The 14,842-nt window shown below is 65.6% G+C and carries 12 protein-coding genes and 1 riboswitch; of the genes, 8 read left to right on the top strand and 4 right to left on the bottom strand.

The features are described from left to right. Positions 1-5: 5 nt before the first annotated feature. Positions 6-1,226, top strand: coding sequence for an imidazolonepropionase (hutI, locus tag WMN78_RS19945; RefSeq protein ID WP_340535494.1), 1,221 nt, complete (start codon positions 6-8; stop codon positions 1,224-1,226). A 23-nt stretch (positions 1,227-1,249) separates the two neighbouring features. Here the strand turns inward: hutI and WMN78_RS19940 are convergent, their stop codons facing one another. Then, positions 1,250-1,930, bottom strand: a complete 681-nt coding sequence (locus WMN78_RS19940; protein WP_340535493.1) for a histidine phosphatase family protein — start codon at positions 1,928-1,930, stop codon at positions 1,250-1,252. Between the two features lie 119 nt (positions 1,931-2,049). Here WMN78_RS19940 and WMN78_RS19935 point away from each other — a divergent pair, with 119 nt between their 5' ends. Next, complete coding sequence (locus tag WMN78_RS19935) at positions 2,050-2,817, top strand: CPBP family intramembrane glutamic endopeptidase (RefSeq protein ID WP_340535492.1); 768 nt, start codon at positions 2,050-2,052, stop codon at positions 2,815-2,817. A gap of 127 nt (positions 2,818-2,944) precedes the next feature. On the opposite strand, the gene WMN78_RS19930 is transcribed toward WMN78_RS19935, so the two are convergent. Further along, on the bottom strand, positions 2,945-3,583 hold the full coding sequence (locus tag WMN78_RS19930; protein WP_340535491.1) for a VOC family protein: 639 nt from the start codon (positions 3,581-3,583) through the stop codon (positions 2,945-2,947). A 240-nt stretch (positions 3,584-3,823) separates the two neighbouring features. Between WMN78_RS19930 and WMN78_RS19925 the strand changes: the two genes are divergently transcribed. The 4 genes from WMN78_RS19925 (at position 3,824) to WMN78_RS19910 (ending at position 9,233) form a co-directional block, all read left to right on the top strand. After that, entirely contained in the window at positions 3,824-5,140 is a 1,317-nt protein-coding gene (locus tag WMN78_RS19925; protein ID WP_340535490.1) for a bifunctional o-acetylhomoserine/o-acetylserine sulfhydrylase, read from the top strand. A gap of 91 nt (positions 5,141-5,231) precedes the next feature. Next, positions 5,232-5,347: riboswitch (SAM riboswitch) on the top strand. A gap of 12 nt (positions 5,348-5,359) precedes the next feature. Next, positions 5,360-6,514 (top strand): homoserine O-acetyltransferase MetX, encoded by a 1,155-nt coding sequence (gene metX, locus WMN78_RS19920; RefSeq protein WP_340535489.1) that lies wholly within the window; start codon positions 5,360-5,362, stop codon positions 6,512-6,514. 173 nt (positions 6,515-6,687) lie between these two features. After that, positions 6,688-8,097 (top strand): MFS transporter, encoded by a 1,410-nt coding sequence (locus WMN78_RS19915; RefSeq protein ID WP_340535488.1) that lies wholly within the window; start codon positions 6,688-6,690, stop codon positions 8,095-8,097. 17 nt (positions 8,098-8,114) lie between these two features. Continuing rightward, positions 8,115-9,233, top strand: a complete 1,119-nt coding sequence (locus tag WMN78_RS19910) for a zinc-dependent alcohol dehydrogenase family protein (protein WP_340535487.1) — start codon at positions 8,115-8,117, stop codon at positions 9,231-9,233. A 34-nt stretch (positions 9,234-9,267) separates the two neighbouring features. On the opposite strand, the gene WMN78_RS19905 is transcribed toward WMN78_RS19910, so the two are convergent. Then, positions 9,268-10,167: a LysR family transcriptional regulator gene (locus WMN78_RS19905; RefSeq protein ID WP_340535509.1), complete on the bottom strand. Its 900-nt coding sequence runs from the start codon at positions 10,165-10,167 to the stop codon at positions 9,268-9,270. Between the two features lie 161 nt (positions 10,168-10,328). Between WMN78_RS19905 and mmsB the strand changes: the two genes are divergently transcribed. Both mmsB and WMN78_RS19895 read left to right on the top strand, forming a co-directional pair. Beyond that, entirely contained in the window at positions 10,329-11,231 is a 903-nt protein-coding gene (mmsB, locus tag WMN78_RS19900; protein WP_340535486.1) for a 3-hydroxyisobutyrate dehydrogenase, read from the top strand. A gap of 31 nt (positions 11,232-11,262) precedes the next feature. Continuing rightward, entirely contained in the window at positions 11,263-12,747 is a 1,485-nt protein-coding gene (locus WMN78_RS19895) for a CoA-acylating methylmalonate-semialdehyde dehydrogenase (RefSeq protein WP_340535485.1), read from the top strand. A gap of 665 nt (positions 12,748-13,412) precedes the next feature. On the opposite strand, the gene WMN78_RS19890 is transcribed toward WMN78_RS19895, so the two are convergent. Next, complete coding sequence (locus WMN78_RS19890; RefSeq protein WP_340535484.1) at positions 13,413-14,621, bottom strand: IS110 family transposase; 1,209 nt, start codon at positions 14,619-14,621, stop codon at positions 13,413-13,415. Positions 14,622-14,842: the final 221 nt, after the last annotated feature.

The raw sequence follows: 14,842 nt of genomic DNA, 5'->3' as shown, positions 1-14,842 counted from the left end.
GACTCATGAGCACCCTGATCACCAATATTGCCGAGCTGATGACCCAGGACGCGGAGCACCGCGTCCTCAAGGATGCCGCCGTGGTGATTGAAGGGGAGCGCATCTCGTGGATCGGGCCGGCCTCGGCCGCTCCGGCCGCTGACGACGCCGTGGATGCCGGCGGCCGCGCATTGCTCCCTGGCTGGGTGGATTCGCACACGCACCTGATCTTCGCCGGTGACAGGACCGCGGAGTTCGAGGCCCGGATGGCGGGCCAGAGCTACAGTGCCGGCGGCATCGCCGTGACCACCGGCGCCACGCGCGGGACGAGCGACTTCGACCTCACCCGGCTTGCCCTGGGCCGCGTGGCCGAGGCGGTCTCCCAGGGGACCACGTACCTGGAAACCAAGACCGGCTACGGCCTGGATGTGGAGAACGAGGCGCGGAGCGCACGCATCGCCTCGACTGTGGCTGACGAAGTGACGTACCTGGGCGCCCATCTGGTCCCGGCCGGGGCCGATGCCGAGGAATACACGGACCTGGTGTGCGGACCCATGCTGGCTGCCGTCCGGCCCTACGTCCGCTGGGCGGACGTGTTCTGCGAGCAGGGGGCGTTCACCGAAGACCAGTCGCGCCGCGTGCTCCAGGCGTGCAAGGACGCCGGCCTTGGACTGCGGGTCCATGGCAACCAGCTCGGCGAAGGGCCCGGCGTGCAGCTGTCCGTGGAGTTCGGTGCGGCCAGCGTGGACCACGTCAATTACCTGTCCGCCGCGGACATCGACGCCCTGGCAGGAAGCTGGGCCGCGTGGCAGGGTACGGACGCCGACGGCGCAACCGGCACGCGGGGGACCGTGGCCACGTGCCTGCCCGCCTGCGACCTCTCCACCCGGCAGCCATTGGCTCCCGGGCGGGAGCTGCTCGACGCCGGGGTGCCGGTAGCCCTGGCCTCCAACTGCAACCCCGGCACCTCCTACACCAGCTCGATGGCCTTCTGCGTCACCACCGCCGTCCTCCAGATGCGGCTGAGCGTCCATGAGGCCGTCCGCGCCGCAACGTACGGCGGCGCGCTGGCGCTGCACCGGGAGGTGGGGAACGACGCCGACGGCGAACGGGCGGTGGGTTCGCTCGCCGTCGGCCACCGCGCGGACCTGCACATGCTCAATGCCCCCTCCGCCACCCACCTGGCGTACCGGCCGGGCATCCCGCTGACCCACGCCGTCTGGCGGGCGGGAGTCCGCGCCCGCTAACGGCAGGGCGGCAGGACCGGCCGTCAGAACACCATCGGCGGTGCATCCAGGACCGTCTCGTCCACGCGGCGTTCCTCCCACTGGCTGAACGGCTTGTCCAGTTCGTACTTGCCCCTGTGGGTGCGCACCAGGGTCCGCACTTCGGCATTGTCCGGGTTGTTGAGGGACTCGAAATACTCCACGGACCAGTGGAACCAGCGCATGCAGAACAGCCGCATGGTGAGCCCGTGCGTCACGAACAGGGCATTGGGGGCATAGTCCGGCCTGGCCCAGTGCCGGTGGAGCGTCTCCATGAAGGAGGAGATCCGGTCGTAGACATCCGAACCGGATTCGCCCTCACGGAAGCGGTAGAAGAAGTGGCCGTACGCGTTCCGGAGTTCCTTCTGGTCCTCGATGTCCCCGGCGATCTGGAAGTTTGCCCAGTCCTGTTCACGGAGGCGGGGCTCCTCGATGACCCGTTCTGTGAGCGGCCCCAGGTTGAGCGCTTCAAGGGTCTGGTACGCCCTGAGGTAAGGCGACACGTAAACACACACCTGACGCCCGTCCAGCTCCCGGCGGATCCGCTCGCCGGCAGCCTGTGCCTGCGCCACGCCGAGTTCCGTCAGCGGTATCCGGTAATCGGGCACCCGGTTGTAGATGAAGGTGTCGGCATTGGCGGCCGATTGGCCGTGCCGGATCATGATGATTTTTTCGGGCGCGCTCATAAATTCCTAGCATAGGCCCCGGCCTGCGCGGCGGGCGGCAAGCATCGTCCCATCAGTAACGGCGCGCATCCGCCAGCGGCGGACAGGAAAGAACCAGCAAGTGCGGGCAAGATAGGAACATGCTGGTTCCCTCCCGCCGTCGTCTGCGGATAGAAGTCTGGATTGTCCTGGGTCTGTCGCTGGGGCAGTCCGCCGTGTACTCGGTGGTGCAGTTGCTGGACAAGATGACGCGTGCACCCCTGGCGGAAGGCACCTCCACCCTCAACCGCTCGCAGAGCAGCCGCGAATACTTCGACCTGACCTACCAGTTGCTGGACATCGTCTTCGCCCTGGTGCCGGTGGCCCTGGTGATCTATTTCCTTACCGAGCACCGTCCGGCGGGGGAGTCCGGAGCCTCTGCCTTCCGCAGGCTCGGTTTCAACTTTGCCCGTCCAGGCAAGGACCTGCTGCAGGGGCTGGGTCTCGCGGCGCTGATCGGCATTCCGTCCCTGGGGCTCTACGCCGCCGGCCGGGCCCTGGGCATCACCACGGCCATCATCCCCAGCGCGCTGGACGCCTATTGGTGGACCATTCCCGTGCTGATCCTTTCTGCCGTGCGGCACGGGATCGTCGAGGAAGTCATCGTGGTGGGGTACCTGCTGGACCGGCTCGGGAAGTTCGGGTGGAGTGTGCCGCTGGCGATCTTCGCGAGCTCCATGCTCCGGGGCAGCTACCACCTCTACCAGGGCTTCGGCCCGTTCCTCGGCAATGCCGTCATGGGGGTGGTATTTGCCTGGATCTATACGAAGACCCGCCGCGTGATGCCGCTGGTGATCGCCCACGCGCTGCTGGACATCGTGGCCTTCGTCGGCTTCAGCCTCTTCGGCAAGGCCATCGGGCTGGGCTAGCCGGCAGCCGCTTAAAAAGGATTCGGCCGCTATCGGTGGGTGACGTCGTTGGCACCCGCTGATAGCGGCCGAAGTTCGGGGCAGCGCGCTGCCCGTGGTCCGTGGCGGACCACATGGTGGAAGCGGACTAGATGGTTACTGCCCCGGAGGCGGTTTCGAAGGTGACGGACAGGATTCCCGGCGTTCCTTTCGGGGCGACCCAGTCAACAGCCACATCCTCCAGGGGCTTCTCGACCGGCTGACCAAGCCACTCCGTGACGCGCTCGGCGGAGCCGGCGATGGTGAGGCTGGACATCTTAACGTTGCTTGGGTAGGCGTTGGACGGGTGAAGCTCCGGGTCGCCTTCCCACTTGAGCATGTAGGGCACCTGCGGGTCCGCGATGAGGCCCAGGATGCCGATCTGCTTCCAGACGAGTTCGCGGCCGTCGGGGAACTTGCGGTTGCCGTTGACAGCCGAGCGGCCGAGGCGCTCTTCGAACGGTGCCAGGTCGTCCACTTCGACGCACCAGCCCATCCAGCCGCCGCCCGCTGCGGAGCGTGCCCGGACGGCCTGCCCGAACGGAGCCTTGTCGGAGGCCGGGTGGTCCAGGACCTCCACAACCTCCAGGTATTTGTGCCCGGCGAGCGGGATAATCATGTTGCGGGTGCCAAAACGGGGGTGTACCCCGCCCTTCACGGCTTCGACGCCGAGGGCGGTTGCAATACGTTCGGTGGTGGCAGCCAAGCCATCTTGTTCACAGGCGTAAGAGACGTGATCCATGCGCATGCCATCATCTTGGCACTTTGTGATGGAGCTCTCAGCTAAGGCTGTCCTAACCGTGGTGGGATGTCATTGCGGTCCGGCTTGAGGGCCTGAAACTACGCGGCCGACGTCCTTCGTCACAAACCTGTTCACACGCAATCGGCCGTTCCTACACTGGGGCCAGGCCATGAGCGCCAGCGGCACCACTCCTGCGACGGCAATTCCTGCCCCGGCACAGGTGCCCTTCCCGGAAGGAGCTTCCCGATGTCCAATGCCTGGTCATTCGAAACCCGACAGATCCACGCCGGCCAGGAGCCGGACAGCGCCACCGGCGCCAGGGCGCTGCCCATCTACCAGACGACGTCGTTCGTATTCCCGAGCGCCGAAAGCGCCGCCAACCGCTTTGCGCTGGCCGAATTGGCACCCATCTACACCCGCATCGGCAACCCCACCCAGGACGCCGTGGAACAACGCGTCGCCAGCCTGGAAGGGGGACTGGCAGCGCTCCTGCTTAGCTCGGGCCAGGCCGCGGAAACGTTTGCCATCCTCAACGTGGCTGAAGCCGGCGACCATGTGGTGGCCAGTCCCAGCCTTTACGGCGGCACCTACAACCTGCTGGCCCACACCCTGAAGAAGTTCGGCATCACCGTGACGTTCGTCGAGGATCCGGACAACCTGCAGCAGTGGGAGGACGCCGTCCGGCCCAACACCAAGCTCTTCCTCGCCGAGGTGGTCTCCAACCCGCGGCAGGATGTCCTGGATATCGAAGGCGTGTCCGGCGTTGCCCACGCGGCAGGTGTTCCGCTGATCGTGGACAACACGTTGTCCACTCCCTACCTCATCCGGCCGCTGGAATGGGGCGCCGACATTGTGGTGCACTCGGCCACGAAGTACCTTGGCGGGCACGGCAGCGCCATCGCCGGCGTGATTGTGGACTCGGGCAATTTCGACTTCGGCAAGGACCCGGCGAAGTTCCCCGGCTTCAACACGCCGGACCCTACCTACAACGGACTTGTCTACGCGCGGGACCTCGGGGCGGAGGGTGCCCTGGGAGCGAACCTGTCCTTCATCCTCAAGGCCCGCGTCCAACTGCTGCGCGACCTGGGGTCCGCGGTTTCCCCGTTCAACGCCTTCCTCATCGCCCAGGGCCTGGAAACCCTGAGCCTGCGCGTTGAGCGGCATGTCGCCAACGCGGTGGGCGTCGCCGAGTGGCTGGAGTCCAGGGACGACGTCGAATCGGTCGCCTACGCGGGCCTGCCGTCCAGCCCCTGGTACGAGCGCGGCCGCAAGTACGGTCCCAAGGGCACCGGAGCCATCGTGTCCTTCAATATCGCCGGCGGGGCCGAGGCCGGCAAGCGGTTCGTGGACGCGCTGGAACTCCACTCACACGTGGCAAACATCGGCGACGTGCGCTCCCTGGTCATCCACCCGGCGTCGACCACGCACAGCCAGCTGACGGCGGAACAGCAGGCCGTGGCCGGCGTGACGCCGGGGCTGGTCCGCCTCTCGGTCGGGCTGGAACACATCGATGACATCATCGCCGACCTCGACGCCGGTTTCCGCGCCGCCAAGGGCGACTGACCGCTGTGGCTCCCGGCGCCGTCGACGCCGGGAGTCATATTGCTGTCACAATCTTCGCCATTGCGGCGACGCATTTCGTAGACTCTCTACAGGTCATGAGTGCCAGCGACAGCCCCGGCTTGCTGGCCGGCAACCCTCCTTACGCGGCGGGGTGCCCCGGGTGAAGACCTGGCCTGCCGGCCAGTTGGCGGCAGGCAAGCGCGAAGAAGAGGTCCTCACATGACGATTGCCGTCACCCGCAGCGGTGTACCCGCAACCAGCAGCCACAATGAGTCATTCACGGCCACCATCCCTGACGGCACCGTTAAATTCCTGAGCGTCGGCGGACTTGACCTTGAAGCCGGAGGGCACCTCCCGGACGTCACGCTCGCCTACGAAACGTGGGGAACGCTGAACGCGGACCGTTCCAACGCCGTGCTGGTGCAGCATGCCCTGACCGGCAGCACCCATGTCACGAGGGGAGCCAGCGACGAGGAAGGCTGGTGGGAGCAGCTGGCCGGCCCGGGCGCCCCGGTTGATACGGACAAGTATTTCGTGGTTTCCATCAACATCCTGGGCGGATGCTACGGCTCCACGGGTCCGTCGACCCCCGCCCCGGACGGGAAGCCGTGGGGTTCGCGCTTTCCCCTGGTGACCCTGCGCGACACCACGGCGGCCGAGGCCCGGCTGGCAGACGCCCTGGGTATCGGCAGCTGGTTCGCGGTCCTGGGCGGCTCCCTGGGCGGAGCCCGCGCCCTGGAATGGGCCGTGACCTATCCCGACCGCGTCCGGCGCTGCGGTGTGATAGCAAGCGGCGCCAGCAGCACTGCCGAGCAGATCGCGTTCGCGCAGGCGCAGACCCTCGCCATCCGCCAGGACGCAAACTTCAACGACGGAGACTACTACGGGAGGCCGGAGCCAGAGGCCGGCCTGGCCCTGGCACGCAGGATTGCGCACATTACGTACCGCTCGGCGGACGAGCTGGCGACCCGGTTCGGCCGCAGCCCGCAAGGCGGCGAGGCCCCGCTCCAGGCAGTGTCGCTGGGGGAGCGCGGCCGCTACCAGGTGGAGAGCTACCTCGACTACCAGGGCACCAAGCTGGTGCGCCGCTTTGATGCCAACAGCTACATCGCCATCACTGAAGCGCTCATGAGCCACGACGTCGGCCGGGGGCGCGGCCCGCTCACGGAAGCACTCGCTGAGGCCAAGGCTGAGTTCTTCATCGCCGCAGTGAATACGGACAGGCTGTACTTTCCTGCGCAGTCCCGCGAACTTGCGGCAGCGCTCCCCGGTGATGTCCCGGTGCACGTCATCGATGCTCCCATCGGCCACGACGGCTTCCTGACCGAGATCGGCCAGCTCAGCAATCAGCTGCGGCAGAACTTCTTCGCATAGCCCCGCAGGCTCGTTGTGCGTTTTTGCAGAGCTGTTCTGCAGAAAATGGCGTTGAGTCTGCGGCAATGTGAGTCCATACTCTAGGGGACCGGCGCGCGTTGGTGGTGCACATCACACGCGGCCGCTACGGAATGGTCCACATGGTGTCGACGGAGACGCCGAAGGAGTTCACAATGAGCACACACGAGTCCGCCGCAAGGCGAGTAGATGAGACTGATGTCAAGGCTTCCGGGCTGAGGAAAGTGGTAACGGCCTCCATGGCCGGCACCGTTGTTGAATGGTATGAGTTCTTCCTCTACGCTTCCGCGGCCACCCTGGTTTTCGGCAAGTTGTTTTTCCCCAATTCCGGTACGGAGCTGGACGGGATCATTGCCGCCTTCGTCACCTACGCTGTGGGCTTCGTGGCCCGTCCCATCGGTGGCATCGTGTTCGGCCACTTCGGTGACAAGTTCGGCCGCAAGCAGCTGCTGCAGCTAAGCATCATCCTGGTGGGTGTTTCCACCTTCCTGATGGGCTGCCTCCCCACCTTCCAGCAGATCGGCTACTGGGCCCCGGCCCTGCTGGTGTTCCTGCGGTTCGTGCAGGGCTTCGCCGTCGGCGGTGAATGGGGCGGCGCCGTGTTGCTCGTGGCTGAACACAGCCCCAGCAAGTCTCGCGGATTCTGGTCCAGCTGGCCGCAGTCCGCGGTGCCCATGGGCAACCTGCTCGCTACCGGCGTACTGTTCACGCTGTCCTCCACGTTGTCCTCGGCCGACTTCCTCAGCTGGGGCTGGCGCGTCGCGTTCTGGCTGTCCGCGGTGATCGTGATCGTGGGCTACTACATCCGCACCAAGGTCCAGGATGCGCCCATCTTCCTCGAAGCACGCAAGGAAGTTGTCGTTGAGAACAAGGGCTACGGCGTTGCCGAGGTCTTCCGCCGCTACCCGCGCGGCGTCTTCACGGCCATGGGCCTGCGGTTCGCGGAGAACATCCTCTACTACCTTGTGGTTACGTTCTCCATCACGTACCTGAAGGTCGTGGTCCAGACCGACACGTCCAGGATCCTCCTCCTGCTGCTGGTGGCGCACTTTATCCACTTCTGCACCGTACCGATGGTCGGCAAGCTCTCGGACGCTTTCGGCCGCAAGCCCGTCTACATGGCGGGCGCCATCCTCGGCGGCACCTGGGGCTTCTTCGCCTTCCCGATGATGGACACGAAGAACGATCTGGTCATCCTTGCCGCCATCACCATCGGCCTCGTGTTCCACGCGCTGATGTATGCCGGCCAGCCTGCGATCATGGCTGAGATGTTCCCGACCCGGATGCGCTACTCGGGTGTTTCACTCGGATACCAGGTCACCTCGATCGTCGCCGGTTCACTGGCTCCGATCATCGCCACGGCGCTGCTGAGCAACTTCAAGTCTTCCGTTCCGGTGGCGATCTACCTGCTCGGTGCCTGCCTCGTCACCATGTTCGCTGTCTTCATGCTCAAGGAAACCCGCGGGATTTCGCTGCACGACGTGGATGCCGCGGATGCGCAGGGCACGGTGGACCTGCTGGCCGCTTCCAAGCCAAACAGCCAAGAGATGCCGGCCAAGAAGTAGCGGCAAGGAAGGTGTCCATGCGAGCAGCAGTCCTCTATTCCACCGTCCCCGCGGGAACCAGCTACACCGAAGCCCGCCCGCTTGTGGTCCAGGAACTCGACCGGCCCGAACCCCGCCCCGGCGAGCTGGGAGTGGCCATCACTTACTCCAGCCTGTGCCACTCGGATCTTTCGGTGGTGGACGGCTCCCGGGTCCGGCCGCTGCCCATGGCGCTGGGACACGAGGCCGTGGGACGGGTCGTGGCAGTGGGCGAAGGCGTCCGGGACGTCTCGGCGGGGGACCACGTGGTGCTCGTCTTCGTTCCCAGCTGCGGCGACTGCCGGGCGTGCCGTTCCGGCCGCCCGGCCTTGTGCCACCGCGCCGCCGAGGTCAACGGCTCGGGTGACCTGCTGCACGGGGAAGCTCTGCTGCGGACGCCGTCGGGCGAGCGGATCAACCACCACCTCGGCGTCTCGGCCTTTGCCGACTACGCCGTGGTGGCGCGCGAGTCCGTGGTGGTGATCGGCGACGACGTCCCGGACACCGTCGCGGCAATGTTCGGGTGCGCGGTGCTCACCGGGATGGGCGCTGTGCTGAACACGGCGGCGGTCACCTCCGGGCAGTCCGTGGCAGTCTTCGGGCTTGGCGCCGTCGGGCTGTCCGCCGTGATGGCGGCGTCGCTGGCCGGGGCTGCCGCCGTCATCGCCATCGACCCCAACGATGGCAAGCACCAGCTCGCCCGGGACTGCGGCGCCACGGCAGTGGGAACTCCCGACGACGCCGCCCGGCTGGTCGCTGACGCAACGGGCGACGGCGTGGACGTCGCCGTGGAGGCAGTGGGATCCGCAGGGGTGATCGCCTCGTGCCTGGACCTGGTGACGCGGGGCGGCGCCGTCGTCTCCGTCGGACTGCCGAAACCCTCTGCGGAACTGACGGTGGGGGCACTGCAGTTCGCCGGGGCGGGGAAGCGGCTTCTCGGTTCCTATATGGGGGATGCAGTGCCGGAGCGGGACATTCCGCTGTACCTTAACTACTGGCGGGCCGGACGGCTTCCGGTGGAGCTGCTGCACACGGACACCCGGCCGCTGGCGGAAATCAACGAGGGCCTCGATGCCCTGGCCGCCGGAGAGGTGGTCCGCCGGCTGTTCCAGGCCTAGGATCAGGCCAGGTTAGTGTCAGGCCAGGTTAGTGTCAGGCCGCCAGGAGTTCCTGGCGGTCTGACACTTCCGCTTTAAGCGCCTCCACGACGGCAAGGACCGACGCCGAGCGCAGCGACTCCGGACGCGCCACCGCCCAGATGGGAAGCTGGCGCTGGAACAACTCGGGCAGCACGGGCACGAAGTCCGGATTGTCTGCCACCATGAAGTTCGGCAACAGGCCGATGCCCGCGCCGCGCCGGACTGCCTCCACCTGGGCGAAGATGCTGGTGGCCTGGAAGCTGAATTTGGGTGCGGGCAGCTGCGAGGACCGGTGCCCTAGTTCCGCCACCTGCAGCGCCGACTCAACGTAGGAGACAAAGCCGTGCTCCCGGACGTCGTCCAAGGCAGCCGGAAGCCCGCGGGAGCGGACATAGCCCGGACTGGCGTACAGCCGCAGGAAGTAGTTCGTGAGGAAGATGGGCTGGGCGTTGGTGACCTCCATGCGGCCAACCACCACTTCCAGGTCCACGCCGGACCGGTTCTGGCTGGCCTTGCGGGTGGCACTGAGCATCTCGACGTTCAACAGCGGATTCTCCTGCTGCAGGCGGACAAGCGCCGGGGTCGCGAATTCCGCGCCGAATCCATCGGAGGTGCTGATCCGGACCAGGCCGGACAGGGAGTGTTCGCCGTTGCTGAGGGCGCCGGTCAGCGAACCGAGCGTCGCCTCGATCGCCTCGGCGGCGGCAACGGCCTGGCTGCCCAGCTCGGTCAGTTCCCAGCCGTGCGGACTGCGCTCCAGCGTCCGTCCGCCCAGCTGTTTGTCCAGCGCCATGATCCGGCGGGAAATGGTGGTGTGCGTGGTGCCCAGCGTCTCCGCCACGGCATTGAACCGGCCCAGCCTGGCCACTGTCAGCAGGATCAGCAGGTCATCCGGACTCGGTAACCGGTTCAAATCCACTTTTCCACGTCCATCATTCAGCCTCCCGGATCCATGTGCATCCATGCACATAGGCTCTGTAATTTTTCCCCTTGATTGCACTGTAGCAGGGTGTGATGGTGGACACGGAACATCCAGCAATTTGGGCTGGTACACGAAGCAAAGGAGCTTTCGCCATGGCAGTAATCGCTTGGATCGGTCTTGGGAACATGGGTGGGTCCATGTCGGCAAACCTGGCAAAGGCAGGCCATGACGTCCGAGGATTCGACCTCAACCCCGAAGCGGTGGCTGCCGCCGAAGCCGGCGGTGTGAAGCCGGTGGCGAGCATTGCCGCGGCGGTGGACGGCGCCGACGTCGTCTTCACCATGCTGCCGAAGGGCGAACACGCCCGGGCCGTTTACCTGGCTAAGGACGGTGTCCTGGCCCATGCAGACACGCGAACGCTGCTGGTGGATTCCTCCACGATTGACATCGCCTCCGCACAGGCGTTGCACGACGCCGCCGCTGCCGCCGGCTTCCGCTTCGTGGACGCCCCGGTGTCGGGTGGCATGAGCGGAGCGAAGGCCGGAACCCTGACCTTCATGATCGGCGGGGAGCCGGGCGCCGTGGCTGACGCCACGGAATACATCCGTCCCATGGCTTCCAATGTCATTCCCACCGGCGGCGCCACCACGGGGCAGGCAGCGAAGATCTGCAACAACCTCATGCTCTTCATCAATCTGGCTTCCACTGCCGAGGGCGCAGTCCTCGCCGAGCGCCTGGGCCTGGACAAGCAGGTCTTCTGGGACATCGCCTCGGTGTCCTCGGGGGACAGCTGGGCGCTGCGGACGTGGTATCCGGTGGCCGGGGTTGTTCCCACCGCTGCTTCCAACAACGACTTCGCCCCGACGTTCACCACCGAACTCGCCAACAAGGACATCGGCCTGGCCATCAGCGCCGCCCGCGACACGGGCACTCCGCTGGAAATCGGCGAACACGTGCAGACGCTCTTCCAGCGGCTCATCGACTCCGGGCAGTCCGGCAAGGACTGCTCCATGATCATCAAACTCGTCGACGGCTCGCTCGAGACCTCCAACTAACCGCAGCCTGCTTCACGAATAGGACTTTCCCATGGAACGCATTCCGCACTTCATCAACGGCGCCCTGATCAGCGACGCCGACCGTTACGGCCCCGTCTTCAACCCCGCCACCGGCGCACAGGACAAAGAGGTGGCACTCGCCTCGGCCGCCCGCGTGGAGGAAGCCATCGCCGCCGCCCAGGCCGCCCTGCCGGGCTGGCGGGCCACGAGCCTGGCCAAGCGCACCAACATCTTCTTCCGGGTCCGGGAACTCCTGACGCAGCGCAAGTCCGAGCTGGCGGCCATCCTCACCAGCGAGCACGGCAAGGTGCTGTCCGACGCCGAAGGCGAGATCTCCCGGGGCCTCGAAAACATCGAATTCGCCACCGGGCTTTCCCACATGCTCAAGGGCGAACGCTCGGAGCAGGTGTCCAGCGGCGTGGATGTCCACTCGGTGCGCCAGCCGGTGGGCGTGGTCGCCTGCATCACGCCGTTCAACTTCCCGGCCATGGTGCCGTTGTGGATGATCGGCAGCGCGCTGGCCTGCGGCAACACCGTCCTCCTCAAGCCCAGCGAGAAGGACCCGTCGTCGGCCGTTTTCATCGCGGAAGTCTTCGCGGAGGCGGGCCTGCCGCCGGGCGTCCTGAACGTGGTCCACGGCGACAAAGAGGCTGTGGACGTCCTGCTGGAACACCCGGGCGTTAAGGCTGTCAGCTTCGTGGGGTCCACCCCGATCGCTCAGTCCATCTACAAGCGGGCTGCCGACCACGGCAAGCGGGTCCAGGCGCTGGGCGGTGCCAAGAACCACATGGTGGTCCTCCCGGACGCAGACCTGGACATGGCCGCCGACGCCGCTGTGTCAGCCGCCTACGGCTCTGCGGGGGAGCGCTGCATGGCCGTCTCCGTGCTGGTGGCCGTAGGCAATATTGCCGACGACCTCGTGAAGGCCATTTCAACGCGCATGGCGGACCTCAAGATCGGTCCGGGTACGGATCCTGCCTCACAGATGGGACCCCTGATCACCAAGGAACACCGGGACAGGGTTGCCTCCTACGTGGCCGGGGCCGCGGACGAGGGCGCCACGGTTGTGGTGGATGGGCGCGAGCACGCCTTCGACTCGGACGGCTTCTTCATCGGCGTCAGCCTGGTGGACCACGTCAAGCCGGGCATGAAGGTCTACGACGACGAAATCTTCGGCCCCGTGCTATCGGTGGTCCGCGCGGACAGCTACAGTGACGCCGTCAAGCTCGTGAACGACAACGAGTTCGGCAACGGCGTGGCCATCTTCACGCGCGACGGCGGCGCGGCACGCCAGTTCGAGTTCGACGTCGAAGCCGGCATGGTGGGCGTCAACGTCCCCATCCCGGTTCCAGTCGGTACGTTCTCGTTCGGCGGCTGGAAGAACTCGCTGTTCGGCGACACCCACATGTACGGACCGGACAGCATCCGCTTCTACACGCGCGGCAAAGTGGTGACCACACGCTGGCCGGATCCCTCCACCTCGGTGATTGACCTCGGCTTCCCGCAGGTTGACTAGCGTGTGTCGCCTAAATCAGGTGTTCGACCGCCCTCTGGGGTCAGTCCGGAGGTCCTTGGGCTAGGCAGTAGAGTGGTTCGATTGAGGCCCTGCGTGGCTACCCATCGAAGTAACAACGGCGGCTACGGCGGCGGCCATGGCTGGGACGTAGAACCAGCCGATGCTTGCGGAGCCGATGACTACGAAGACAACAAGAGCGACAGTCGTCGCTACCGATACTGGACTCCGCGTGCGTCCTCTTGTCAGGAGAGGTAGTGCGGTCAGGGCCACGGGGATGAGCAACGGCACGAAGATGGATGGCCCTACTGTTTCAACCATGGTCGGATGGCTAACCTGCTCTGGCCCGCCAGACGTTAGTTTTACCTGGGTGTACATGGGAACCAGTAAGAGAACCAAGGAAGCCACTATCGCGAGTGAGAGAGCAAGAACCTGGCGAACATTTTTAGAATCCAGATGACGTTTCATATGACTCTCCAGCTGTAGCTGTATAGGTCAACGAAAGCACCGTTGGGGTGATTCCACTAGAGGAAGTGGGATCGAACAGAACGTCCCGGTAAGGTTTCCTGATCTGGTTACGCCAATAGGGATACACGCCCTAGCTCGTCAGCCAAGGACCGACGCAGGGCAGACTTCCCCGGGGCACTAAATTGATGCTCCTATAGGTGTCAATGTTCGTTGAGCCAGTTTTCGTAGCGTTGGTGCAAGACGTCGTCGCGGGTGAGTCCGCGTTCGAGCCGGGATAGCCTGGTGGGCCAGAGCTGGAGACTGTCTGCGGCGGACTGGAGCGTGATCTTCTTGGTTTTACGGAGAGCCCGAAGGGCGCCGGCGTCCGGGGCGGGCTGCGGGTGCAGGAGCTGCTCGTAGATTTCGCGGGCGATATAGCGTTTCAGGCAGCGCATGACTTCCTTGCTGCTCTTGCCCTCCTGCCGGCGCCTGGCGACGTAGGTTTTGGTGCGGGCGTCGCTCATCATGCGGACGAGCGCGACGTGGTGGATGGCTTTGTTGGCCTGGCGGTCGCCACCGCGGCTGAGCCGGTGCCGGGTGGTCTTTCCGGAGGATGCGGGGACCGGTGCGACGCCGACGAGGGCTGCGAATTTCGCTTCCGTGCTGATCCGTTCGGGGTTATCGCCCACGGTGACGAGCAGCTGGCTGGCGACCTCCGTGCCGACGCCGTGGAGGTCGCGGATCATGGGTGCGTGGACGGTGATGATCGCGTCGAGTTCGGCATCGATCAGTGCCAGTTCCTGATGCAGGTGCCGGTAGCGGACTGCCAGGCGTTTGAGCACCACGGTGGTGGCCTGCGCCGGCTCGGAAAGTTTCCCGGTCGGTCGGGCCTTTTCCAGCGCGGCCATCAGGGAGTTGCTGCTCAGGCCCCGGTATCTGGCGCGGATCGGTTCGGGGGCCGAGACGAGAATGTTCTGGACCTGGGTCATGACAGCGACCCGGGCCCGCATCGCGGAGTTCCGTTCGGCCCGCAGGACACGCAGTGACTCCACTGCCCCGTTCCGGGCCTTAGGTGTGGCGGTGCCACGGCCGGCGAGAACGGATTCGGCGGCCTGGTAGGCATCCAACGGGTCCGATTTCCCTCGCAGCCGGCGCCCCTGCCGGTTCGGGCGCATAACCTCCAGGACCTGGATGCCTTCCTGCGTCAGTGTCCGGGCAAGCTCAGCGCCGTAGCTGCCGGTGCCTTCGACTCCGACGGCAACGACCGGTCCGAAGCCGCTGATGAACTCGATGATCTTGGCGTAGCCGGACCCGACAGCCAGAAACTCCTGATCGGCGAGGTGCACACCGGTTTCGGAGATAACGGCGACATGATGGGTATCGGTGTGGGTATCGATCCCGCCGATGACTTTCAGATGTTCGTTTGCCATGATGAAACTGCCCTGACCTTCCGTTGCGTGCGATGGGACACGAAGGGGCACGCCGGCCGGGTGGGCAGACAAGACAGTAATGGGACTCCTCGAACAGGCTCCTATGAGGTCATGTCCACCTGGCCGCCGCGTTTACTGCAGTTGTGTTGCGGCGGACAGATCAATTTGAAGACAAACCCCTCTCAAGGCGTCAGTCGTAGGCAGAGTCACACCGCAACACA

Source organism: Arthrobacter oryzae, assembly GCF_037911235.1.
Taxonomy (GTDB): Bacteria; Actinomycetota; Actinomycetes; order Actinomycetales; family Micrococcaceae; genus Arthrobacter; species Arthrobacter oryzae_E.
The sequence above is the reverse complement of the archived record's forward strand: the minus strand, read 5'-3'. Positions and strand labels throughout refer to the sequence as shown.

What these genes read in the sequence shown, in the direction of transcription:
- WMN78_RS19930 (WP_340535491.1), bottom strand. Translation starts at nt 3,583, where the DNA reads ATGCGCATGGATCACGTCTCTTACGCCTGTGAACAAGATGGCTTGGCT.
- WMN78_RS19890 (WP_340535484.1), bottom strand. Translation starts at nt 14,621, where the DNA reads ATGGCAAACGAACATCTGAAAGTCATCGGCGGGATCGATACCCACACC.
- WMN78_RS19895 (WP_340535485.1), top strand. Translation starts at nt 11,263, where the DNA reads ATGGAACGCATTCCGCACTTCATCAACGGCGCCCTGATCAGCGACGCC.
- WMN78_RS19935 (WP_340535492.1), top strand. Translation starts at nt 2,050, where the DNA reads ATGCTGGTTCCCTCCCGCCGTCGTCTGCGGATAGAAGTCTGGATTGTC.
- mmsB (WP_340535486.1), top strand. Translation starts at nt 10,329, where the DNA reads ATGGCAGTAATCGCTTGGATCGGTCTTGGGAACATGGGTGGGTCCATG.
- metX (WP_340535489.1), top strand. Translation starts at nt 5,360, where the DNA reads ATGACGATTGCCGTCACCCGCAGCGGTGTACCCGCAACCAGCAGCCAC.
- WMN78_RS19940 (WP_340535493.1), bottom strand. Translation starts at nt 1,930, where the DNA reads ATGAGCGCGCCCGAAAAAATCATCATGATCCGGCACGGCCAATCGGCC.
- WMN78_RS19925 (WP_340535490.1), top strand. Translation starts at nt 3,824, where the DNA reads ATGTCCAATGCCTGGTCATTCGAAACCCGACAGATCCACGCCGGCCAG.
- WMN78_RS19910 (WP_340535487.1), top strand. Translation starts at nt 8,115, where the DNA reads ATGCGAGCAGCAGTCCTCTATTCCACCGTCCCCGCGGGAACCAGCTAC.
- hutI (WP_340535494.1), top strand. Translation starts at nt 6, where the DNA reads ATGAGCACCCTGATCACCAATATTGCCGAGCTGATGACCCAGGACGCG.
- WMN78_RS19915 (WP_340535488.1), top strand. Translation starts at nt 6,688, where the DNA reads ATGAGCACACACGAGTCCGCCGCAAGGCGAGTAGATGAGACTGATGTC.